This is a genomic window from Rahnella sp. PD12R (assembly GCF_019200965.1).
In the GTDB taxonomy this organism is placed as follows: domain Bacteria; phylum Pseudomonadota; class Gammaproteobacteria; order Enterobacterales; family Enterobacteriaceae; genus Rahnella; species Rahnella laticis.
Genome location: NZ_JAHTMS010000005.1, coordinates 306,967 through 329,434, shown reverse-complemented (window position 1 = coordinate 329,434; position 22,468 = coordinate 306,967). Strand labels below are relative to the sequence as shown.

General features: G+C 55.2%; 17 protein-coding genes. 6 read left to right on the top strand and 11 right to left on the bottom strand.

The window, feature by feature from the left end:
- Positions 1 to 58: 58 nt before the first annotated feature.
- Positions 59 to 6,076 carry an MG2 domain-containing protein gene (locus tag KWG64_RS12585; protein WP_218522073.1) on the bottom strand — a complete coding sequence of 2,006 codons (6,018 nt, stop codon included), beginning with the start codon at positions 6,074 to 6,076 and terminating at the stop codon, positions 59 to 61.
- 272 nt (positions 6,077 to 6,348) lie between these two features.
- Between KWG64_RS12585 and greB the strand changes: the two genes are divergently transcribed.
- The 6 genes from greB to KWG64_RS12555 all read left to right on the top strand — a co-directional run bounded on the left by greB (position 6,349) and on the right by KWG64_RS12555 (position 13,595).
- On the top strand, positions 6,349 to 6,822 hold the full coding sequence (gene greB / locus KWG64_RS12580; RefSeq protein ID WP_165060991.1) for a transcription elongation factor GreB: 474 nt from the start codon (positions 6,349 to 6,351) through the stop codon (positions 6,820 to 6,822).
- Between the two features lie 119 nt (positions 6,823 to 6,941).
- The gene (locus KWG64_RS12575; RefSeq protein WP_218522072.1) at positions 6,942 to 9,275 is read left to right on the top strand and encodes a Tex family protein; all 2,334 of its coding nucleotides are present in this window, start codon (positions 6,942 to 6,944) and stop codon (positions 9,273 to 9,275) included.
- A 425-nt stretch (positions 9,276 to 9,700) separates the two neighbouring features.
- Positions 9,701 to 9,925, top strand: coding sequence for a ferrous iron transporter A (feoA, locus tag KWG64_RS12570; protein WP_195814764.1), 225 nt, complete (start codon positions 9,701 to 9,703; stop codon positions 9,923 to 9,925).
- 95 nt (positions 9,926 to 10,020) lie between these two features.
- Complete coding sequence (gene feoB / locus KWG64_RS12565) at positions 10,021 to 12,339, top strand: Fe(2+) transporter permease subunit FeoB (protein WP_218522071.1); 2,319 nt, start codon at positions 10,021 to 10,023, stop codon at positions 12,337 to 12,339.
- Between the two features lie 8 nt (positions 12,340 to 12,347).
- Positions 12,348 to 12,584 (top strand): FeoC-like transcriptional regulator, encoded by a 237-nt coding sequence (locus KWG64_RS12560; protein ID WP_195814766.1) that lies wholly within the window; start codon positions 12,348 to 12,350, stop codon positions 12,582 to 12,584.
- 90 nt (positions 12,585 to 12,674) lie between these two features.
- The gene (locus KWG64_RS12555; RefSeq protein WP_195825399.1) at positions 12,675 to 13,595 is read left to right on the top strand and encodes a LysR family transcriptional regulator; all 921 of its coding nucleotides are present in this window, start codon (positions 12,675 to 12,677) and stop codon (positions 13,593 to 13,595) included.
- On the opposite strand, the gene KWG64_RS12550 is transcribed toward KWG64_RS12555, so the two are convergent.
- From KWG64_RS12550 to KWG64_RS12505, 10 genes are all read right to left on the bottom strand, one after another.
- Positions 13,575 to 14,219: a hypothetical protein gene (locus KWG64_RS12550; RefSeq protein WP_218522070.1), complete on the bottom strand. Its 645-nt coding sequence runs from the start codon at positions 14,217 to 14,219 to the stop codon at positions 13,575 to 13,577. The genes KWG64_RS12555 and KWG64_RS12550 overlap by 21 nt on opposite strands.
- Before the next feature lie 188 nt (positions 14,220 to 14,407).
- Positions 14,408 to 15,343: a malonate decarboxylase subunit epsilon gene (gene mdcH, locus KWG64_RS12545; RefSeq protein ID WP_218522069.1), complete on the bottom strand. Its 936-nt coding sequence runs from the start codon at positions 15,341 to 15,343 to the stop codon at positions 14,408 to 14,410.
- A gap of 27 nt (positions 15,344 to 15,370) precedes the next feature.
- Entirely contained in the window at positions 15,371 to 15,997 is a 627-nt protein-coding gene (locus KWG64_RS12540; RefSeq protein ID WP_218522068.1) for a malonate decarboxylase holo-ACP synthase, read from the bottom strand.
- Between the two features lie 19 nt (positions 15,998 to 16,016).
- Positions 16,017 to 16,979, bottom strand: a complete 963-nt coding sequence (locus tag KWG64_RS12535) for an AEC family transporter (protein ID WP_195814772.1) — start codon at positions 16,977 to 16,979, stop codon at positions 16,017 to 16,019.
- A gap of 188 nt (positions 16,980 to 17,167) precedes the next feature.
- Positions 17,168 to 17,983, bottom strand: coding sequence for a biotin-independent malonate decarboxylase subunit gamma (mdcE, locus tag KWG64_RS12530; RefSeq protein WP_218522067.1), 816 nt, complete (start codon positions 17,981 to 17,983; stop codon positions 17,168 to 17,170).
- Positions 17,980 to 18,822: a biotin-independent malonate decarboxylase subunit beta gene (locus tag KWG64_RS12525; protein WP_195814774.1), complete on the bottom strand. Its 843-nt coding sequence runs from the start codon at positions 18,820 to 18,822 to the stop codon at positions 17,980 to 17,982. The genes mdcE and KWG64_RS12525 overlap by 4 nt, the downstream gene beginning before the upstream one ends.
- A complete protein-coding gene (locus KWG64_RS12520; protein ID WP_165060969.1) occupies positions 18,812 to 19,114 on the bottom strand; it encodes a malonate decarboxylase subunit delta in 303 nt (100 codons plus the stop codon). Before KWG64_RS12520 ends, KWG64_RS12525 begins: the two co-directional genes overlap by 11 nt.
- A gap of 44 nt (positions 19,115 to 19,158) precedes the next feature.
- On the bottom strand, positions 19,159 to 20,016 hold the full coding sequence (locus KWG64_RS12515) for a triphosphoribosyl-dephospho-CoA synthase (RefSeq protein WP_218522123.1): 858 nt from the start codon (positions 20,014 to 20,016) through the stop codon (positions 19,159 to 19,161).
- Between the two features lie 6 nt (positions 20,017 to 20,022).
- The gene (gene mdcA / locus KWG64_RS12510; RefSeq protein WP_218522066.1) at positions 20,023 to 21,684 is read right to left on the bottom strand and encodes a malonate decarboxylase subunit alpha; all 1,662 of its coding nucleotides are present in this window, start codon (positions 21,682 to 21,684) and stop codon (positions 20,023 to 20,025) included.
- Between the two features lie 308 nt (positions 21,685 to 21,992).
- A complete protein-coding gene (locus KWG64_RS12505; protein WP_195814778.1) occupies positions 21,993 to 22,262 on the bottom strand; it encodes a YdgH/BhsA/McbA-like domain containing protein in 270 nt (89 codons plus the stop codon).
- Positions 22,263 to 22,468 lie beyond the last annotated feature (206 nt).

Here is a 22,468-nt window from a genome sequence, read left to right as displayed (position 1 = left end):
CTTGCTACTCAGCGTCAGTTACGCCCCGCCAAAACAGCGGGGCGTAGTCTGCGGTCTATTATTTTTTAGCAACAGCCGGTTCGTCTGCCGGGACGACCACCAGTTTTTGATCACTGACGGACAGCGCCTGAACTTCGCGGTCATACATCGCTTCGCCATACGCCGGCGGGATGATGAAACTGCCGGTGTTGGTGGCTTTGATCTGATAGACAAACTCCTGCACATCGGTGCTGGCGCTACCGTAAATCACCACGCGGTCTTCGCGAATGTCGCTGTAATCCGGCGCCCACGTCGAGCCGGAGGCTGCCAGCGGTGACTGCCAGGATGCGGAAGCCTCTGCATCGCTGTTTTCATCGCTGCTGTCAGATTCCGGTTCCGGTGCCGTTTGCTGTACCACTTCAAATCCGCCCGGCAGTAAATCGACAATCGCCAGATTGTCCTGCCCTTCTTTCGAATTGGCGCGGATTTTCAGGTGTACGTTTATTTTCTGCCCCAGCGTAATTTGCGTGACCGGTTTACCCTGTTCATCGGTGTAATCACGGGTAATTTCCAGCCCGCGCGAAATGGCTTTCTTCGGCGCGGCGAGGTCATAACCGGCCTGCGTCACCACGTACCACGCCGGTGCGTCGTTACCATTCTCCACGCGCAATGCCTTCGCATCGGCGGTGAAATCGGCTTTCGCAAACAGCCCCTGAACGCTGGAAATCAGCTGCGGTTCAACATTTTTGGTTTTGCTGATCTGCGTGATTTTCAGCGCGTCCGGTGCCGTGGCCTGCGCCGCGACCTGTGCGGAATAACTCTCCAGGGCCAGAATGCTCATTGCCGAAGAATAGGTGGTGTAACGTTCCTCTTTCAGCGATCTGACCATGTTCTCCAGCACCTGCGGCGGAATGGCAGACACTTTTTCCGGGAAGTGGCGCGTGATGAGGTACAAACGCGTCGCGTCCTGAACCAGCGGATCAAAGTAACTCTGCGTCCACCAGGCTTTGCCATACGCCTTACTCAGCTGCTTCCACGTAGGCTGCAACAGGGTATTGGCTTCATCATCCATTTTCAGCATGCGGTAGGACGATGCCAGATACAGCGCGCTGAGATCAGTTTTCCAGGTGTCCGGATAGCGTTGTTGCAACGTGTCCTGCACCGACGCCAGCGAACTGGTGGTGATTTCGCCCTGACGTGTCAGCAGATAAACCGCCCAGGCACGCAGACGCAGCGAGTACAAATCATCACTCTGACTGGCCGCCAGCTCGCGCAATGCCGCATTGGCTTCATCGAGCATACCGGCCGGTAACGCAACGCCCGCAGCTTTGGCTTCCAGCAGATATTGCACCACGTAAGGCGTGACGAACGGATCGGTTTGCGGCGACGAACGCCACAGGCCAATCGCACCGCTGTCGTTCTGACGTGAACGCAGGATCGACAGCATGTCTTTCAGTTTTTTGCTGGTCTCCGCCTGACTCAGCGAACCTTTCATTTCCGGATGCTGACCTTCAAGGATCATCGGAATCGAACGGCTGACAATCTGCTCAGAACAGTAATACGGATAATCCGCCAGATACTGTGAAAGCCCGTTGGTCAGCACCAGCGGTGAGTTGGAAACCGCAGCTTTGCGCACCGCATAGGCATCAAACATCTGACGCAGATTATCGACCGTCTGGCTGCTGCCGCTCATGCGCCCCATCATTGACTGAGTGCGGAACGGCATGGCCGGGCGAACCGATGTGCTGATGGTGCGGCGGCTGGTTTTATCGGCATACGTTGCTTCAAAGACCAGCGGCGCATCGCCCGGCAAGGATTTGGCGCGCAGGCGGAAATTAATCACGCCTTCACGTTTTTCAGCCAGCGACAGGTTCTGATCCGCTTTACCGACCACTTCAAGCTGCGGCGGCACCGCCAGATGCACGGCGATGGCCACGCTCTTGCCGTTCAGCCCTTCGAGGTTATTGCTCACGCCGACGCTGACATCAAACTCATCGCCCGGCGCGACCATTGCGGGCACGTTTGGCGTCATGATGAAGTTATCGCGCACGGTCGCCGAGGTTTGCGCTTTGCCGATTTTGTCCGGTGTGACAGAAATCGCCATCACGCGGATTTTACCGTTGAAGTAATCCGGCACCTGATAATCAAACTGCTTCTCGCCGTTCACTTCGGTAATACCCGACCAGTACGCCACCGGTTTGTCGCGCTTGCGTTTGAACGGATTGACGTTCAGATCCAGCCCTTCGCCGCCGTCACCGCCCGGCGCTGCGGCCAGCTGCATCAGCTTGCTGAACTCCGGCAGGATCAGGTCGAGGATTTGCGAACTTTCCACGCCCAGCTCGCGCTTGCGGAAGAAATATTCCAGCGGATCTTTCAGGCGATAACGCGCCACCTGCAAAATACCTTCGTCCACGGCAAACAGCGCAACCTGCTGCGGGCCATCGGTCATGACGGTCATCGCCAGGTTTTCGCCCGGTTTAATGACTTCCGGCGCATCCACTTCCAAATAGTTCTGGCGCGCTTTGGTGCTGATTTTAAACGGCATCACGCCATAACTCAGCGGGCTCATGAAGATTTCATTGGAATTCACATCACGCACAAACTGCACGTTGATGTAACCGTTGCCTTCCATTCCGGCAGGCACGCGGATTTTCTGCACGGAACTGGTGGTATCCGTGTGGAACCACTGCCAGCTGTAAACTTTGTCTTTCTCGATGGTGATCAGCCCGCTGCCGGTATAAGGCGCGTTGATGGAAACCTCGATTTCCTCACCCGGCTGATATTCCGCCTGATTGAGTTTCAGTTTCAGCTCGGCGTTGCGATCCAGCGAACGGCTAAGGTTGGCGTTGCCCGCGACGGTATACGCAATGCGGTTAAGCACTTTGCCCTGCGCGTCTTCTACCACCAGCACGAAATCCCCCGGTTTATCGGTCGCCAGCGTCAGGTCGTTGCCCTGCGCGGTGAGCGAAAGCGGTTGTTCCGAAAGCTGCACTTCCTTCATTTTCGACTGATATTTATAAACGCCGGAATCCTGCTTAGTCAGAACCGAAATGTATTTCTGTTCAATCAGCGCCACTTTCAGCGCAGGCAGGGCAATCTGTTTCAGGGTCGGATCAACGGCAATCACGTTCAGATGACGAACCGCCCCGCGGTTGATGTACCCCAAATCGCCGTCCGGTTTCACGCCGATCAGATAATCGTACGGCGAAACCAGAACCCGCGCGGTCGCAGAGACTGAACGCCCGCCACCGGCCACAAAGGCTTCTGACAGCAGTTGCAGCTGATACGTCGCATCGGCATAAGATTTCAGATCCAGCGGAATATTCGCCGTGCCTTTTTCGTCAGTCGTGCGGTCTTCCAGATTGGTTTCAAACCCGTCACTGTTCTGGCGATTCTCGTAAAACGCATAGTCCGGGAACGCGTCGAAGCTCGGATACATCGGGCGCAGCGTCAGTTTCGACGTCACGCGGCGATCCTGCGCTGGCGTACCAAACAGGTTTTGCACGTCGATATTGGCCTGCAATTCCGTCGGTTTCACCCAGCCCTGCTTACGTTCCGGCGTCAGTTGCAGTTTCACTTTCAGCTGATCTGGCTCGAACTCTTTCACGTTAACTGAGGTGTGGCCCAGCAGCACGGAAGACTCGTTGTCTTTGCCGATCAGATACAGATAAACGTTCCATTCGCCGGTCGGTGAATTGTCGTCGGTGGTATAACTCAGCTCGTTGAAACCGCTGGCACCGAGCGTCAGCGGAACTGTGCTCATCAGCTTATCGCGCGGGTCATGAATTTCAGCGCGCACCGGAACACCGGCCAGGCCCATACTCCAGTCGGCGGCGCGGGTGATCAGACCGATATTGAAAGTGTCGCCCGGACGATAAACGCCGCGATCGGAGAACAGATAACTGCTCAGCGTGCGCGGGTCGTTCGGGGTTTCTTCGCCATCCACGTCGAACCGCGAGAAGTCGAGGCCGCGGTCGTTATTCCGGTCGGCAGGCAGGAACGAAACATCGCCCTCTTTTTCGACCAGGAACATCACCGGTTGGCGCTCGCTGGTGTAAACATCCAGCGCCGGGAAACGCACATGTCCGTCAGCGCCGGTGGTTTGCGTCAGCAGCGTGACGCCGTTTTTTGCGATAACCGACACTTTGGCGTTGCTGACCGGCGTACCGCTGTGAATCGACTGCACAAACACGTCGCGGGTTTTATCCTGCGAACGCTTGGCAATAATCCCCAGATCGGTGACCACCACAAAGCGGGAATCGCCGACCGGCGCTTCGTCTCCGCTCTGATCGTCATCCTGATACTGATAACCGTCATCATCAGTCGCCGGTTTTTCTTCTTTCTTCTTCGGATCCCATTCCGACAGCGTCAGCAGGAATACGCCGCGATGCGAACTCGGATCGGTGGACAGATAACGGGAAAGATCGACGCCCTGATAATTCACTTCACCCGGTTTGTCGTTATTCACCGCCGTCTGGTATTTGAAATGCTCGGTAAAATACTCGTCATTCAGACGGTTAAATTCCGCCGACGAATATTCACGGCTTTTAAATGACACGATGTGTTGCAGCTGGCTTGGGATAACGCGTTTGATGTCCAGACGCATTCCCGGCACGTTACGCGCGGCCACACTGATTTGTTTGTCACCGTTCACCGACAGCAGCGAACCCTGCGACATAAATTGCAGAGACTTTGGATAATCCGGAACTTCAACAATGCGGTAGACTTTTTCCGGCATTTTATAGCCGCCGGAAGACGTCAGCACATTGTCGATTTCCACCAGCATGGCGCGGTGCGCGGGCGCATCGAAGCGGAAACTGAACTGCGGCTGATAGTCGCTTTCGGCTTCGTTCAGCTGGATATTCAGCGGTGTGGATTGCGCCAGCACGTTATTTTCGACACTTTCCACATTCCAGCTGGCGTAATCGTCCGGGCCGGTTGCGGCGTCTGAATCGTTCGGATCGTGCTGCGGTAACAACCAGACTTTTACCGCGCGGCGGATGTCTTTATCTTTTACCGCATCGCTGAACCCGATGATCAGCGCACGCTGACCTTTCGCGCCGTCGGCATCTACCACCTGCGCGCTGGCGTCACTCACGGCCAGGCTGTAAAGCGTTGGCACGGAAACCCAGACGTTACGCGCCTGCGTGGTTGCGTTTGATGCCACCGACGCCTTTACGCCCTCGCCTATCGTCATGTGAACAGAACCGCCGTGATCGAGCGATTTCAGCGGTTCGGAATGCACCCAGGCGTTGAGTTTTTTCTGGTCGTAGACCACGGAATAATTGAGTTTGGATTCCGTTTTGGCTTTCCCTTCGCTCAGGCCCAGAGAGATTTGTTTCTCAAAACTGGCCACATCCACCGGCGCATTGAATTTGACGTTGAAAATCGCGCTGCGTTTTTGCGGATCCTGCGGGTCCTGATAATACTCGGCGGTGCCCGACTGATAATCGAAGGCAGGCGCTGTGAATTCATAACGCGTGGTCGCCAGTTTGATTTGCGGCGCGAGCAGTACGTCAGGCGTAAAACTCACTTCGTATTTTGTGCCCATCGGCAGCGGATTTTTTGGCGTGAAGACCAGCGTATAACCGCTGATCCATTTCCATTCACCTTCAGTTGCCGGTTTCAGCGTAATGCCTTTTTCGACGACTTTGCCGACATCCGTCAGCGGAGCAGCTGAATTTTTAAAATTAAAAATGGCCTGCTGAGGCGCAATTTTTTGCGCGGCATAATTAATCGCTTCCGGGTTACTGACCCGCACGCTGGTTTCCTGATACACCATCGGTGCCGGTTCGATCGGCTGCGGACGGTTTAACCACCAGTGCCAGCCGTAAACGCCCGCACCTGCCGCGCACAGCAACACCAGAATAGCCAGACTGATGGCTTTCGGGTGTCTATCGACGCCGCTTTCCATGCGCGTAAATCCGCGCTTCAGCCAGCCGGACATTGCCGTCAACCAGACCGGCGCACGCCAGTCGATATTGCCGACAACAGGTTTAATGACGCGCCCGAGCAGACCTGAAATAAAAGCCAGCGCGCGAAGGACGCCTTTTATCAATGTAAAAGGCAAACGAAGTAAGAATCTGAGTAAATCCATTTGTAGCTGTACCCCTAATCCCTATGACCCATAATCTGAAGTGATATTTAAGAAAAATATTTTGAAATTCAGAATATTGCGAAATGTGTTACGGAATATAAAATTCGCAAGAAGCGCGGCGAAGGATAATAACTATCCGACTAAAAAGCCATCATATAAAGCGTAGCAGCCCGACAGTTTTTTCGACCAATTTCTGCACTGTCAGCGGCGCAATTGTGTGAAACAATGGCGAAGGATTTTGGAAGATAACTGTGTGGAAGGCGACAGGTAACATGAAGACCAAACTGATTACCCGCGAAGGCTACGACAAGCTCAAAACTGAGCTGGATTTTCTGTGGCGAGAAGAGCGTCCGGAAGTCACCAAAAAGGTGACCTGGGCCGCCAGTCTGGGTGACCGCAGTGAAAATGCCGATTATCAGTACAACAAAAAACGTCTGCGCGAAATCGACCGCCGCATCCGCTATCTGACCAAATGCCTGGAACAACTGCGCATTGTCGATTATTCACCGCAGCAGGACGGCAAAGTGTTCTTCGGCGCGTGGGTGGAAGTGGAAAATGACGACGGCGATATCAAGCGCTTTCGCATCGTCGGTTATGACGAAATCTTTGGCCGTAAAGACTACATTTCTATCGACTCCCCGATGGCGCGCGCGCTGCTGAAAAAGGAAGTCGGCGACAGTCTGGTGGTCACCACGCCGGTCGGCGATGCGACCTGGTACGTCAATGAAATCGACTACGGCAAATAATCAGATAACGCCCAAAACGTGAGGCACATCGTCCCGACGGCTGGCATTTTCAGCCTTCAAATCGTATAACGGTGCCCTGTATTTACGTCACTCACTAACGAAAAACTGATACCAGACCTATGAATGATCAACTGAGCCGCATTATCGCAAGTGAATTGCAGGTTCGCCCGGAGCAGGTTGCTTCCGTGGTGCGTCTGCTGGATGAAGGTAATACCGTGCCCTTTATTGCGCGGTATCGTAAGGAAGTCACCGGTGGGTTGGATGATACCCAGTTGCGTCAGTTAGACACACGTCTGGGGTATCTGCGTGAGCTGGAAGACCGCCGCCAGACCATTCTCAAATCTATCGAAGAACAGGGCAAACTGAGCGACGATCTGGCTAAAGCGATCAGCACCACGCTGAGCAAAACTGAGCTGGAAGACCTTTATCTGCCGTTTAAACCCAAACGCCGTACGCGCGGGCAGATTGCGATTGAAGCAGGCCTTGAGCCGCTGGCCGATCTGCTGTGGAATGAACCGCTGAACGAGCCGGAAACCACCGCCGCTAAATTTGTCGATGCCGAAAAAGGCGTCGCCGATACCAAAGCCGCGCTCGATGGCGCGCGCTACATTCTGATGGAACGCTTTGCCGAAGATGCGTCTCTGCTGGCGAAAGTCCGTGATTACCTGTGGAAAAATGCGCATCTGACTTCCCGTATGGTCGATGGCAAAGAGCAGGAAGGCGCGAAATTCCGCGATTATTTCGATCACCATGAACCCATTTCTCAGGTGCCTTCGCACCGCGCACTGGCGATGTTCCGCGGCCGCAACGAAGGCGTGCTGCAACTGGCGCTGAATGCCGATCCTCAACACGATGAACCGCCAAAAGAAAGCTACGCCGAACAGCTGATTATCGATCATCTGGGCCTGCGTCTGAACAACGCTCCTGCCGACGTCTGGCGTCGCGCGGTGGTGAACTGGACGTGGCGCATCAAAGTGCTGCTGCACCTCGAAACCGAGCTGATGGGCACCGTGCGTGAACGCGCCGAAGATGAAGCGATTAACGTTTTCGCCCGCAACATGCATGATTTGCTGATGGCCGCACCGGCCGGAATGCGCGCTACCATGGGCCTCGATCCGGGTCTGCGTACTGGCGTAAAAGTCGCCGTTGTGGATAACACCGGCAAACTGGTGGATATCGATACGGTTTATCCCCATACCGGTCAGGCGACGAAAGCGGCGCAGCAGGTTGCCGCGCTGTGCATCAAACATAACGTTGAGCTGGTGGCGATCGGCAACGGTACCGCTTCCCGCGAGACCGAACGTTTCTTCCTTGATCTGCAAAAACAATTCCCGAAAGTGATTGCGCAGAAAGTGATCGTCAGCGAGGCAGGCGCGTCCGTCTATTCCGCTTCCGAACTGGCCGCGCTGGAATTCCCGGAGCTGGACGTATCGATTCGCGGTGCGGTCTCCATTGCCCGTCGTTTGCAGGATCCGCTGGCCGAGCTGGTGAAAATCGATCCGAAATCCATCGGTGTCGGTCAGTACCAGCACGACGTCAGCCAGAGCTTGCTGGCGAAAAAACTCGATGCCGTGGTCGAAGACTGCGTGAACGCCGTGGGTGTGGATCTGAACACCGCATCGGTTCCGTTGCTGACCCGCGTGGCAGGCCTGACCCGCATGATGGCGCAGAATATCGTGAACTGGCGCGACGAAAACGGGCAGTTCCGCAACCGCGAACAGCTGCTGAAAGTGAGCCGTCTGGGGCCAAAAGCCTTCGAACAGTGCGCGGGCTTCCTGCGCATCAACCATGGCGATAACCCGCTCGATGCCTCAACGGTTCACCCGGAAACCTATCCGGTCGTCGAACGCATTCTGGCCGCCACACAGCTGGCACTGAAAGAGCTGATGGGTGATTCCAACGCGCTGCGCGGCCTGAAAGCCAGCGAATTCACCGATGACAAATTCGGTGTACCGACCGTTACCGACATCATCAAAGAGCTGGAAAAACCGGGGCACGATCCGCGTCCTGAGTTCAAAACCGCGACCTTTGCCGATGGCGTGGAAACCATGAATGACCTGATGCCGGGCATGATCCTCGAAGGTTCGGTCACTAACGTCACCAACTTCGGTGCGTTCGTGGATATCGGCGTTCATCAGGACGGACTGGTACACATTTCTTCACTGGCGAACAAATTCGTCGAAGATCCGCACACCGTGGTGAAAGCCGGCGATATCGTTAAAGTCAAAGTGATGGAAGTTGATTTACAGCGTAAACGTATCGCCCTAACCATGCGTCTGGACGAACAACCGGGTGAAGCCCCGGCGCGGCGCTCCTCTGCACCGGCGGCAGGCAATAACCGTGATGCGCAAAAACGTCCTGCGGCAAACAAACCGGCGGGACGTAATTCCGCTCCGGCCGGGAATAATGCGATGGCCGATGCACTGGCCGCCGCGATGGGTAAAAAACGCTAATTTTTCCCTTTTCACCTTTCAAACGAAAGCCGCTGATAACCAGCGGCTTTTTTTATGTATTTTTTTTCGACACTTTTTAAACTCTGTCCTAATGAATCAATCACTGAGGTAAATCAATAAAACAGCTGCCCCACAGGCATAGCATAGCCTCGCGGTGGAGATACCCGTGAAGAGGCCAACCTCTTTTCTTTTGTCTCCTCACGCGTACTAATTATGATAACTATTCTCGTTTGTACTTCTTTGCGTATTCGCTACGCCGTCAGTTTCAGGCTGACAATTTCGCACCAGGGACAATTTCTGAGCAATTCTTTTTGCCACAATAATCGCAGTTAAGTGGGAACACCGGGCAAGGAAGCGCGGCACTGGAGGACCTTTACTCTCCTGCCGCCGTCTCCACATTTACCGGATCGCTTCGCGAGGAAACTATGCAACTTAAATCAAAATGTGCTTATAAAATTACCGGCTTTTCCCATGAGATTAGCCCGGCTTACCGCCAGAAACTGCTCTCACTGGGCATGCTGCCGGGATCATTCTTCAACATTATCCGCGTCGCGCCGATGGGTGATCCGGTGCAAATCGAAACCCGCCGCACCAGCCTTGTGGTCAGAAAGAAAGACCTCGACCTTCTCCAGCTCGAGATATTGGCCTGATCTTCAGCATCTGGCCACGTAGTCGTTTTGACCTTTTTGGGGCGGGCCGCTTTGACTCCCCGCGTTTTCCCTTTCTCACACGTAGATCTTAACGTATGAAACCATTGACTATCGGCCTGATTGGTAACCCCAACTCAGGCAAAACCACGCTTTTCAATCAGTTAACCGGCTCCCGTCAGCGCGTCGGCAACTGGGCCGGTGTAACTGTAGAACGCAAGGAAGGCCACTTCTCTACAGAAGACCATCAGGTCACGCTGGTGGATTTGCCGGGCACATATTCCCTGACGACCATTTCCGAGCAGACCTCGCTCGATGAACAAATCGCCTGCCATTACATTCTGAGCGGCGACGCGGATCTGATGATCAACGTGGTCGATGCCTCAAATCTTGAACGCAATCTGTATCTGACCTTACAACTGCTTGAGCTCGGCGTTCCGTGCATCGTCGCGCTCAATATGCTCGACATCGCTAAGATCCAGAATATCAACATTGATATCCCTGCACTTTCCGCCCGTCTGGGCTGCCCGGTCGTCGCGCTGGTTTCCACCCGCGCCAGCGGTATCAAAGAACTGAAAGCTGCCATCGATACGATCCCGCATGTCGAAAAACTCGAACGCGTGACCTATCATCCGGTTCTGCAGCAGGAAGTGGACGTACTCGCGGCTGCCATGCCGGAAAACATGGCGTTGCAACAACGCCGCTGGCTGGCGCTGCAAATTCTCGAAGGGGATATTTACAGCCAGACTCACGCGGGTAACGCACAAAAACTGCTGCCGGAAGTGAAAACGCGCCTGGCCGAACAACAGGTTGACGATCCTGCCCTGCTGATCGCCGATGCGCGCTATCAGAGCATTGCGTCGCTTTGCGCGGCAGTCAGTAATTCACACCTCACCGCGCCAAACAAACTGACGCAGGTGCTCGACCGCGTGATCCTCAACCGCTTCCTCGGCGTGCCGATTTTCCTGCTGGTGATGTACCTGATGTTCGTGCTGGCGATCAACATCGGCGGCGCGCTGCAACCGATTTTTGATATCGGCTCTGCGGCCATTTTCATTCAGGGCATGCAGTGGATTGGCTTTACGCTGCACTTCCCGCAGTGGCTGACGATTTTCCTTGCGCAGGGTATTGGCGGCGGTATCAACACCGTTCTGCCGCTGGTTCCGCAAATCGGCATGATGTACCTGTTCCTCTCTTTCCTTGAGGATTCCGGTTACATGGCGCGCGCTGCGTTTGTGATGGATCGCCTGATGCAATCGCTCGGTCTGCCAGGCAAATCTTTCGTGCCGCTGATTGTCGGTTTCGGCTGTAACGTGCCGTCCATTATGGGAGCCCGTACACTGGATGCGCCGCGTGAACGTCTGATCACCGTCATGATGGCACCGTTTATGTCCTGCGGCGCACGTCTGGCGATTTTCGCCGTATTCTCCGCCGCCTTCTTCGGGCAGGACGGCGCATCCGTCGTCTTCTCGTTGTATCTGCTGGGTATTGTCGTCGCGATCCTGACCGGGCTTTTGCTGAAATACACCATCATGCGCGGCGAAGCGTCTCCGTTTGTGATGGAACTGCCGGTGTATCACGTTCCGCATCTGAAAAGCCTGCTGCTGCAAACCTGGCAGCGTCTGAAAGGTTTCGTGCTGCGTGCCGGTAAAGTGATCGTGGTCGCCAGTATTTTCATCGGTGCGCTGAACAGCTTCTCCTTCAGCGGCCAGGCGGTCGATAATATTAATGACTCCGCGCTGGCGTCAGTGAGTAAAGTGCTGACACCGGTGCTTATCCCGATGGGCGTTCATCCGGATAACTGGCAGGCTACCGTCGGGCTGGTCACCGGTGCGATGGCGAAAGAAGTGGTCGTCGGGACACTGAATACCTTGTACACCGCCGAACACATCACCAGTGAAGAGTTTGATGCCGCGAATTTCAACCTGCTGAGCGAGCTGAACGGCGCAGTCCGGCAAACCTGGCAGGGCCTGAAAGATACCTTCAGCATCAGCGTACTTTCTAACCCTATCGAAGCCAGCAAAGGCGACGGCGAAATGGGCGTCAGTTCAATGGGCGTGATGAGCACGAAATTTGGCTCCGCGGTTTCGGCTTACAGCTACCTGATTTTTGTGCTGCTTTACGTCCCTTGTGTTTCCGTAATGGGCGCAATCGCCCGCGAAACCAGCCGCAGCTGGATGACATTCTCCATTTTCTGGGGGCTGAATGTTGCCTACTCACTGGCTACGCTGTTCTATCAGGCCGCTACGTTCAGCGATCATCCGGGGCACAGCGCACTCATCATATTGATTGTGCTGATCTTCAACGCCGTAGTGCTCACCAGCCTGCGCAAAGCGCGCAGCCGCGTCAGCGTTCATCTGCAACCGCGCAACGTGGCGGCCTGTTGTGAACCTGCCACCGGCAGCGATTGCCACTAGGAGAAATGATGGCCAGTCTGATTCAGGTACGCGACAGCCTTGCGCTGGCCGGGCGGGCAGATGCCCGCCAGCTCAGCCGCCAGCTGAATACGCCTCAGCCACTGATTGAAGCGATGCTCGAAAGGCTGGTCGCCATGCGAAAAGCGAAAACGGTCGACGCAGATGACAGCTGCCTGAGCGGCAGTTGTAAAAGCTGCGCCGACGGCAAAAAATGCCTGACGGTTTCCTATACGCTCATTAACTAAGGCACGTCGCCCTTACTGAATAGTCGCGCTGCGGCTATTCAGCTATCATCCACAGGTCGCAACGGCCATGAATGCGCCGCAGGAGCCTGCATGATCGACAGTGAAATTACCTTCCGTAAACTTGAAATTTTCCTCGCCTACATGGAAAAGCAGAACATCACCCGCGCAGCCGAACAACTGGGCCTGAGCAGCGTCAGTGTGCATCGCGCCCTGCACTCGCTGGAAGAAGGCCTGCGCTGCCCGCTGTTTATCCACCGCGGGCGAAACCTGCTGCCACTGCCTGCCGCCGAGGCATTGCTGGAACACGCGACCCAGGTCATCGAGCAGATGGAACACGGTATTTTAGCCACGCAGCGCGCCGCGGGTTTTGGTGATAAACGGCTTAAAGTCGGCACGCTCTATTCGCTGACGCTGGAAACCATTCCCCGTTTAATCATGGGGCTGAAAATGCGGCGTCCGGAGCTTGAACTGGAACTGGTGATGGGCTCGAACAACGATCTGCTGCAAAAGCTGGAGGACGGACAGCTGGATGCGATTCTGATTTCCACCAGCGACTCCAGCGTCGATGCCCAGCGTTATGATCAGTTGCCGTTATTTCAGGACGATATTTTCCTCGCTGCACCCGCCAGTTCCGATCTGGCATGTGAAGGCACCGCCGATTTGCGTGATTTTAAGCAGAAGAAATTTGTCTCGCTGGCGGAAGGCTTCGCGACTTACCACGGATTTCAGGAAGCCTTTCAGGTGGCAGGTTTCGAACCGGATATCGTCACACGCGTGAACGACATTTTCTCGATGCTGAGCCTGGTGCAGGCGGGTGTCGGGTACACGCTGATCCCCGGCAGAATGAAAGGGGTGTATGAAAATACGGTCCGGCTTTTGCCACTGGCCGAAGCCTACCAGATGCGCCAGACCATCGCGCTGGTGTTCCCGCACAGCCGCGAACACGATCCGAATTTACTCGCGCTGGCGGCAGAGAGCCGGATGTATGCGCTAGCGAGCCGCAAGCGCTGAAAGGCGCTCGCTGTTTTGCGCAATTAAAACCACTGGCCTGTGCGTTTTATCCGGATGATCACTCCAGATGGCGGATTCAGGAATGCTCACGCCGTCGTAACGCATTTTTGTACCGTCGTAAGGATAAAATTGGCCTTTCGCGGTATCCAGAACAAAAATCACTAATCCTGTTGAGTCCTGAGCAAGCCGTTTCCACAACGCACGGCCACCGGTATATTGCTCATTATCGCTCATCAGGGTGAGATCTTTTTTAGTGACCAGCGTTTCATACAACAAGGTCGCTAAACGGTAATCTCGCATTCCAGAATTGACGACGACACCTTCGATTTGAAATGCCTTATCGTCTTCCCAAAACTCACGAACCTCGAGAATTTCATCGTCATGCTTCCGGCGGGCAAGTTCAAGCGTAGCGACCACGTGGTGTCGTTTTTCGCCCCGGTTGTCTGTTCTGGTTTGGGCTTCTGCAATGGCTATAAACGGGATTTTTTCATCATAAATGACCAACATGTCGACATTGTTGAAATGTATCTCATCAATGACTTCAAACCGTCGGGCTAGGGTCGCTGTGCTATACGATCTGTCGAGCACTATCATTTTTGAATCCCCGCGAATTAAAACTGGCATGATATCCCTTCATGTAAAGAGGCAACGCTTCAGTCAACAATTGAAGCGTGGTTGGACAATAACATATTGCGCAATATTTCTACGAAAAGGAATGCGGAATATATAATTTTCTTTTGTACTTCATCATGTTACAGGTAAGCGTAACGCAACAAGAACATCAGTTCATGACCAACCTATCACACTAATTTCTAACGCTCGTTTTCGCGTAACCGGGTTGCGAGACGTCCCGCAACATGCATGCCGGACTGGCATACGGACAGCGCTTCGCCCTGATCCATGGCGCGTTTTGTCAGGCCGGTCAGCACACAGCCGGGCGGCATTTCGAGTGCCAGACGGACATCGCGCTGGTAGGCCGCGACCATGGCATCCCGCCAGTTCACGGTCCGCGCCATATTCATCGCTAAATCATCGGCGATTTTCTCCGGCTGCCAGTAAACGCGTCCGGTCGTTCCGCTGAGATAACCGCAAACCGGGCGGGAAAGTTTCACCTGTTTAAAGGCTTCCACCAGTCTGGCCGCAGGTTCATCAAGCAGCGCGCAATGCGACGGTACCGTGACCGCCAGCCGGTGAGTTTTCTGCGCGCCCTGCTCTTTCGCCAGCAGCATCACCTGTTTCATCGCGGCATCGCTGCCCGCGATAACCAGCTGATCTTCCGCGTTAATGTTGGCCAGATAAACCGGAAGCTCGTCGCTGTTAACCTGCGCTACCAGCGCTTCTATTTGTGCCTGACGCAGGCCGGTGATGGCAGAAAGGCCAAAGCCTTGCGGATAAGCCTGCTGCATTAACTCGCCGCGCAGGGCGACCAGTTTTACGGCATCGGAAAAGTCCAGCGCCCCCGCGATGACGGCGGCAGGAAAGGCCCCGATCGACAGCCCGCTGCAAAAATCAGCGTCGATGCCTTCGGCCTGGCATTGTTTTGCCCAAACGACACCGGCAATCAGCAGACAGAGCTGGACCGCGCGGGTGGAATGAAAAGCGCCGGCGTTATCAAGGAGGAGAACATCTTCGCCAAGCGCCAGGCTGGCCTGTTCAATCAGGGAGTGGGTCAGGGCATTATCGGGCAAATTGTGCAGCATTTGCGGCACCTGCGGGCCCTGACCGGGGAAGTTAAATAAGATTTTCATCGTGCTCCTTGCTTCTTTTGCCAGACATCAGCCTGTCAGCGATTGCCACGGATCACGCACCCGGAACGGGCCGGTCGCGGTTTTCAGCATCACATCACCGCCGCGCAGCCATTCGCTGAGGGCAAATCCCCCTTGCGGCGTATTGATCTGAACATCGGCACGGCACGGAAGCCGCTGAAGCTGGTCGTAAAAATCGAGAAACTGCGCGGGTGTCGCCGGAGAATCGCAGCGCACCAGCAAATCCAGATCGCTGTCAGCATGCATAACAGGAATATCACTGGCCAGCGCAAACGCACAACTGCCCGTCACGCCCCACGGGAAAGGCAGTTGCAGACTGCTTAACGTAATCAATGCCTGCACCGGTTGCTGTGAAACAAACGGGGATTGCAAAAGCGCATTGACGTCACTGACCAGCGATTCCGGCGTGACGACCCGCACCACAGCGGCCGGGTTCACCCAGGCCGCCGCACGCTGAATGCGGGTCAGCCCGCGTATCCCAACCGGAATGGCCCCGTCCGCACGCTGGTCGCGACGTACCACCAGCGGCAGCGCGGTGCGCCAGCTGCTGTTGATCCAGTCGGGTAAAACGTTGTCGCTTTCCAGCGCAGAACGGTCGCTAATCCAGATAAAATCATGGGCACGCGGGTCGGACATCTTTATAAATCCTGTCTTATCAGTGAAGTGCAGCCGTCAGTGAGATGAACAGCGGCAGTGTCACAATACACAACACGGAACTGATCAGCAGTGAAGCTTCTGCATCCGGAGACTGAACGCCGAAACGGTTGCCGAACACGATACCGAAGAAACCGGCAGACAGCGCAATCATCAGGATTGCGGTCACCGCCACCTGACCACTCAGGCCGAACGCCAGAACCAGACCCCAGGCGATAAACGGCTGAACCAGGTTTTTCGCGACACAGGACAACAACACCGGACCGTTAATTTTCAGCTTACGGGCTGACAGGATAACACCGGTCAGGAACAGCGCAGACGCGGTCGCTGACAGGCCCAGCGGTTTGATTGAGGCCAGGAAAATTTCCGGCATTTTAATGCCAAATGCCGCCAGAATCACACCCAGAAGCGGTGCCCAGACGATCGGTTTCTTCACTGAACGCCACATCAGAACCGGCAACAATGCCAGAGATGAACCCTGATTTTCGCCGCTCAGACGGGCTTTTTCACGTTCCAGAATCAGCAGGCAGAACGGTGTCATCAGCACGGAACCACAGGCGATAGACACCGCCACGGACAATGATGTTGACGGTGCATCACCCAGAACACTGCTCAGAATCGGCAGGCCGAGCGCCGCGTAGTTTGGCAGCGCCACAGTCAGCGTCAGAACGGCAGCATCCTGCGGAGATTTCTTAAACACTTTGGTGCAAATAAAGTAAATCGCGGCATAGGTGATCCACATCGCCAGAACCAGCACCAGAATCAGCGGTGATTGTTCAACAATACCGGCCCACGGCGTTTGTACGGTTGCTGCAAACAGCGCAGCGGGTAAAGCAAAATCCATCACGAAAATATTAAGTAAAGAGACATTCTGGTTATCCACCATTTTCGCTTTCCCGGCATAAAAACCGAGGATCATGATGACGAAAATAGGGGCAAGCGCGTGCAATATTACGTAAGTCATAGCGTTTTTCCTGAGGCAAAGTATGAATGCTCAGTCGGCGCCGGTGCGATGGTTTTTTTAGTATGACAGTCCAGTTGCAGACAACAGCAGGCCCTCGCCCCTGAACGCCAGGGGCGGGACCTGCAAATGCGGCTGCGTCACGCTGTTTGCAGGTGCGTTACCGGTTGAGACTGAAAGTTGTTAACGAATTACCATTCCTGACGCATCTGCTGGCGAACGCGCTGCGAACTTGCGCGATTTTCTGCACCCAGACGGTTGCTGAGGCTAACGCCTTCTTTGCGAGCATCCTGGATGTTTTGCCATACCGCGCTTTGTACGCGCGTGATGTCGTCGGGTGTTGCGCTGTCCGGGTTTGCGATGTCGAGTAATTGCGACAGCAGCCCCAGAGTGGCGTAGTTTTCGATGTCATAAGCCATCGGCGGGATGGTTGCCGCCAGTTTTTCCAGCGCATCCACAGAACGTAACGTGATGCGTGCGGCGGATTCTTTCCCCATCGCATGGATCATGACGCCGTTGTTTTTGAAGGCGATCAGCTTGTTGGCCTGATAACCGTGCGCCAGAAACGCACCGGACATCGCTTTACCCACAATCAGACCGACCACCGGATGACCGGCCAGACGGGCTTTGGCGTAAGCGCCTGCGGCACCGGCCAGCGCCTGATGAATACCAAACGCTTCTTCGCGACGGCCATAAGCCTGACTTGGCACATCAATCACTGCCACGATGGCGCGTTTGGTGTCGGAGTTTGCATCAGCGGCAATGGCGTCGTTAACGACTTTTGCCAGCGTCCACCCTTCCAGCAGACCGACTTCACCGCCCGCTGCGCGCGGATAGTGATTATTTTTATCCGGTACGACCGTAATGAAACGAACAGCCTGATCGTTGAGTTTGCCATCGGCGGCTTTCACCGAAGGGCAAAGACCGCTGACCGGAGTGGCCTCTTTGGTCAGTTCGGCAAACCAGTAATCACCCCGGCTGACGGTGTTGCTTTCTACGTTGCTCATGCGCGATCCTCCCGGTTAAACAGGGCTTCCGTCACTTCACGGCTGGCCTGCTGCGCGGTGTCAAAACCGGTCAGTTTTGGCAGGTAATAATCATAATTATCAGAACGATGTGTCGCCGGAACGCCTTTTTTGATGAAGGCGAGCACGTTGTCTTTCACTTGTGCAAGGGAGTCTTTGACCAGCGCATCCACAAAACCGCTGTGATAACGCACTTCGCCACCGGTCATGCTCCAGATAAACGGACGGTCGCGGGAATCGTATTCGTCGATACCGGCTTCCTGTTCGATAACCTGCGGACCGTTCAGGCCCAGACGCGCTTCACGGGTGACAATAAGGTAGCTGCATAAGGCCGCGGCGATGGACATCCCGCCGAAGCAGCCGACGGTCCCGGCCACCACGCCAATCACCGGCGTGTAGCGGCGTAAATCAACGATGGCGGCGTGAATATCGGCGATAGCCGCGAGGCCCAGATTGGCTTCCTGCAAACGCACACCACCGGTTTCGAGCAGAAGCACTGCCTGAGTCGGAATGCCGTTACGGTTATCTTCTGCCGCCATTTCCAGCGCAGCGGCCATTTTGGCACCGGACACTTCGCCCATGCTGCCGCCCTGGAAACTGCCTTCAATCGCGACGACTACCGCGGGCTGACCGTTGATCTGGCCTTTCGCCACAACCATGCCGTCATCGGCCTGCGGGACGATGCCCTGCGGTTCCAGCCACGGCGACATAATGCGTTCGAACGGCCCCAGCAGTTCACGGAAAGTCCCGGCGTCCAGCAATTTGCGGGCGCGCTGACGGGCGCTCAGTTCGATAAAGCTCTGATCAGTATCAGTTGGCATTTTCAGCCTCCTCAAAGACCTGTTCGATACGCAGACGGGCAACCCCTGGTGTGGCGCCAAAATCATTAATGTCCAGACGGCCTGCCGGTAATTCGCGCAGGGCGTTCAGACGGTCGAAAAAGTGCTGCCACAGGCTGTGGCTGCCATCGACGGAGGTAGTGACAATAATTTTCAGCTCAGTTGCTGCTTTTGGTTCATACAGCGCTTCTAAATCGCCGGAACCCACCACGCCAGCTTCGGCGCGGCCTGGCAGCGCTTTTGCCGCCGGGTAGTTAAATTCAAAACGTTCCATAACACCTCTTTGTACTGATGTTAGTTAATTCGTATCCGGTTCAGTCAGGCCACGCTGACGCGGTCGAGAAACAGGGTTGCAGCCAGTAAATCGGCGGCACCGCCGGGCGATGTGTTATCGGCCAGCATCCGCTGTTCCAGATGGCGCAGCCGTTGTTTGCCTGCGCACGTCTGAAGTCCGCCGGCATCCAGCACGGCCTGCGCGCCCTGATGCATGGCTTCCAGCGCCGGTAATCCGCCGCGCGATAACACGCAGGTATCGGAAAGCCGTGTCATCACCGCCAGCAACGCATCGACCTGTGCTTCGCTTTCGCTGGCACCGCGCGTGCGGCTGTAATGAAGCTGCGGCAACGCACAATCGAGAATGTGCGGGAAGCCGCTCTGCGCCTCTTCGCGGGCACCGGGCACCTGATAACGCTGCACGGCGTGCGAACCTTTACTGAATTTTTTCGGGCTGAAGGCGTCGGGTAATTTCGCGATTTTCGCGGCACGTTGTGCAATGTGCTGCGGGATCAGATTTTCCGGCTGCATGGCAACGGCGCTGACCAGCAACCCCATCGCCCAGATAGCGCCCCGGTGAGTATTCACTCCGCCGGTTTCCGCCATCATTTGTGCTTCGCCTGCACGGCCCAGACGACCAACTTCCTGACGCAGGGCGATATCCGCCGGGCGCTGCCAGCTGTGTAACGCCAGCGCATAAAAAGTCGGGGTCAGACTGCGTGCCGAACGCACCATCAGGTCTAACGTCAAATCCTGATGTGCGCCGGAACTCCGGCTGTCCACCAACCCCGGTTTCGGGCTAAGCCGCGCTTCGTCGATCAGCGCCTGCGTCGCCGTGTCTGCCAGCCTTTCGGCCAGCTCTTGCGCTGTGAGTACAGCGCCAATCGTTAAAGTCTGCGGCATCATCAATTACCAGCTGCGGAATTTGGCAGGCGGGTTATACAAACCGCCGGACCAGTCAACCAGCTCGCTCACGCTGCCAGCCGCCAGTAATGAACGGGTTGCGTCAGTGCGGCGAATCCCCATGTCTTCCGGGAAGACCACCAGTTCCTGACGGCGCAGGTCAGCAACGCGTTTGGCGTCAACGCCCAGACCAATGTCAGTGATACCGGCAACCGCAGCGACCATAGCGCGGCGCTCTTCCAGAGAACGGGCGCGGTACAAATACGCAATCCCTTCTTCGGTCAGCACGTGCGTGACGTCGTCGCCGTAAATCATCACAGGCGCCAGCGGCATCCCGGATTCTTTACCCACATCGACCGCTTCCAGTTTTTCAACAAACGTCGGTTTGCCACCGGCCTGGAAGGTTTCCACCATCTGCACGACCAGTTTTTTACCGCGCGCCATAGGATCCGGCTCTTCAATCATGTCGAGCCACGCAGGCGTTGAGTGACGGCGACCGTGCGGGTCATGCCCCATGTTCGGTGCGCCACCGAAACCGGCCAGACGGCCACGGGTCACGGTTGAGGAGTTCGCCAGACCATCGACCTGCAAGGTGGAACCGATGAACATATCCACTGCGTACTGGCCTGCCAGCTGGCAGAATGCGCGGTTGGAACGCATGGAACCGTCAGAGCCGGTGAAGAACACGTCCGGACGGGCGCGGATATACTCTTCCATCCCCAGCTCGCCACCGAAGCAGTGAACCGTTTCTACCCAGCCGCTTTCGATGGCAGGGATCAGCGTCGGATGCGGGTTCAGGGTCCAGTGTTTACAGATTTTGCCGCGCAGGCCGAGCTGTTCGCCGTAGGTCGGCAGCAGCAGTTCGATGGCGGCGGTGTTGAAACCAATACCGTGGTTCAGTGACTGCACGTTGTGTTTAGCGTAGATGCCTTTGATAGCCATCATTGCCATCAGCACATGAACCGGTTTAATCAGACGCGGGTCGCGGGTGAACAGCGGTTCGATGAAGAATGGCTTGTCGGCGACAACCACGAAATCAATCCAGTCGCCCGGAATATCAACGCGCGGCAGATCGGTTTCTTCATCTACCAGTTCGTTGACCTGCGCGATGACGATACCGTTTTTAAAGGCCGCGGCTTCGACCAGCGCCGGCGTATCTTCGGTGCTTGCGCCGGTATAAAGGTTACCTTTGCGGTCTGCTTTGAAGCCGGCGATCAGGGCGATGTTCGGCACCAGATCGACGTAAAGACGGGAATACAGTTCGATGTACGTATGGATCGCGCCGATTTCCATCTGGCCATCTTCCAGCAGCTGCGCGATACGCAGGCTTTGCGGGCCGGAGAAGGCGAAATCGAGCTTACGGGCAATGCCGCGTTCGAAGAGATCCAGATGTTCTGCGCGGCTGACGCTTGGCATGATCATGTGCAAATCATGCAGTTTTTCAGGGTTCACTTTCGCCAGTGAGCGGGAAAGGAAGTCAGCTTGTTTTTGGTTGTTACCTTCCATCACCACGCGGTCGCCGGAGGCAATCAGCGTTTCGAGGACAGGAATAATTTTATCTGTGGGTAATACTTTACCCTCGGCCACGGAACGGACACTGTCGATACGCCGTTGTTTTTCATTGCGGCGGGTGTCCCACGCTTTCGTGGTCTGCGGATGTTGCGGCATGCCAAACCTCCCTGGGTTGAGCTTGCTGAATTTTTCCCGGCGTGATGAAACAAAGAGGACGGTGGGAAGTTCAGTCAAGTGGCGGTTGCATCACATTTGACCTGTTTAAGTAGCCTGCTAAGTGTAGGAATCTATGTCAGTTCTATCAATTAAGCGGACAGACACTTCGTTACTCTCAGAGTAATGATTCAAGAGAATTCTTTAAAATCAGAAGGATAGTGATATTTAAAAGTGAGATGACGCAGATTTAATGAAAATAAAAAGGGATGCACGCTGGCATCCCCCGGATTTGCAGAGGAAAAAAGGAATTATTTGAACACTTCAGCCGTTGCAGTGATTTTCTTCTTCTCCTGAGCGGCGATGATCACGAAATACTTACCGCCTTTTTCATCCGCCAGTTTTGCCAGCTCTTCTCTGGCGTCCGATGGCGCAGTGTATTCATTGCTGGTCGTCACCACGCCCAGGCTGGTATAGCCTTTTTCTTTGGCTTCTTCTTTTGTAATCAGATCTGCCGCCATTGCGTTGACCGAGAATAACCCTGCCAGAACAGCTGCAATAATAATTTTATTTGATTTCATGACATTACCTCTAAATTGGATGAATAATTTTCAAAGAAAGCAGTCAAGATATGAACAGCAGGTACATTTGCGCTGGCATGACCTTCATGGTTAAACACCAGTAAACTCCCCAGAGACGCAAACAGGTACACGTAAAAACTTACGCCAGCCTTACCCCGTCATCATCGGCTTAAGTATTAGTCACCCTTGGGAATTAGCCAGAAATT

What these genes read in the sequence shown, in the direction of transcription:
- KWG64_RS12585 (WP_218522073.1), bottom strand. Translation starts at nt 6,076, where the DNA reads ATGGATTTACTCAGATTCTTACTTCGTTTGCCTTTTACATTGATAAAA.
- greB (WP_165060991.1), top strand. Translation starts at nt 6,349, where the DNA reads ATGAAGACCAAACTGATTACCCGCGAAGGCTACGACAAGCTCAAAACT.
- KWG64_RS12575 (WP_218522072.1), top strand. Translation starts at nt 6,942, where the DNA reads ATGAATGATCAACTGAGCCGCATTATCGCAAGTGAATTGCAGGTTCGC.
- feoA (WP_195814764.1), top strand. Translation starts at nt 9,701, where the DNA reads ATGCAACTTAAATCAAAATGTGCTTATAAAATTACCGGCTTTTCCCAT.
- feoB (WP_218522071.1), top strand. Translation starts at nt 10,021, where the DNA reads ATGAAACCATTGACTATCGGCCTGATTGGTAACCCCAACTCAGGCAAA.
- KWG64_RS12560 (WP_195814766.1), top strand. Translation starts at nt 12,348, where the DNA reads ATGGCCAGTCTGATTCAGGTACGCGACAGCCTTGCGCTGGCCGGGCGG.
- KWG64_RS12555 (WP_195825399.1), top strand. Translation starts at nt 12,675, where the DNA reads ATGATCGACAGTGAAATTACCTTCCGTAAACTTGAAATTTTCCTCGCC.
- KWG64_RS12550 (WP_218522070.1), bottom strand. Translation starts at nt 14,219, where the DNA reads ATGCCAGTTTTAATTCGCGGGGATTCAAAAATGATAGTGCTCGACAGA.
- mdcH (WP_218522069.1), bottom strand. Translation starts at nt 15,343, where the DNA reads ATGAAAATCTTATTTAACTTCCCCGGTCAGGGCCCGCAGGTGCCGCAA.
- KWG64_RS12540 (WP_218522068.1), bottom strand. Translation starts at nt 15,997, where the DNA reads ATGTCCGACCCGCGTGCCCATGATTTTATCTGGATTAGCGACCGTTCT.
- KWG64_RS12535 (WP_195814772.1), bottom strand. Translation starts at nt 16,979, where the DNA reads ATGACTTACGTAATATTGCACGCGCTTGCCCCTATTTTCGTCATCATG.
- mdcE (WP_218522067.1), bottom strand. Translation starts at nt 17,983, where the DNA reads ATGAGCAACGTAGAAAGCAACACCGTCAGCCGGGGTGATTACTGGTTT.
- KWG64_RS12525 (WP_195814774.1), bottom strand. Translation starts at nt 18,822, where the DNA reads ATGCCAACTGATACTGATCAGAGCTTTATCGAACTGAGCGCCCGTCAG.
- KWG64_RS12520 (WP_165060969.1), bottom strand. Translation starts at nt 19,114, where the DNA reads ATGGAACGTTTTGAATTTAACTACCCGGCGGCAAAAGCGCTGCCAGGC.
- KWG64_RS12515 (WP_218522123.1), bottom strand. Translation starts at nt 20,016, where the DNA reads ATGCCGCAGACTTTAACGATTGGCGCTGTACTCACAGCGCAAGAGCTG.
- mdcA (WP_218522066.1), bottom strand. Translation starts at nt 21,684, where the DNA reads ATGCCGCAACATCCGCAGACCACGAAAGCGTGGGACACCCGCCGCAAT.
- KWG64_RS12505 (WP_195814778.1), bottom strand. Translation starts at nt 22,262, where the DNA reads ATGAAATCAAATAAAATTATTATTGCAGCTGTTCTGGCAGGGTTATTC.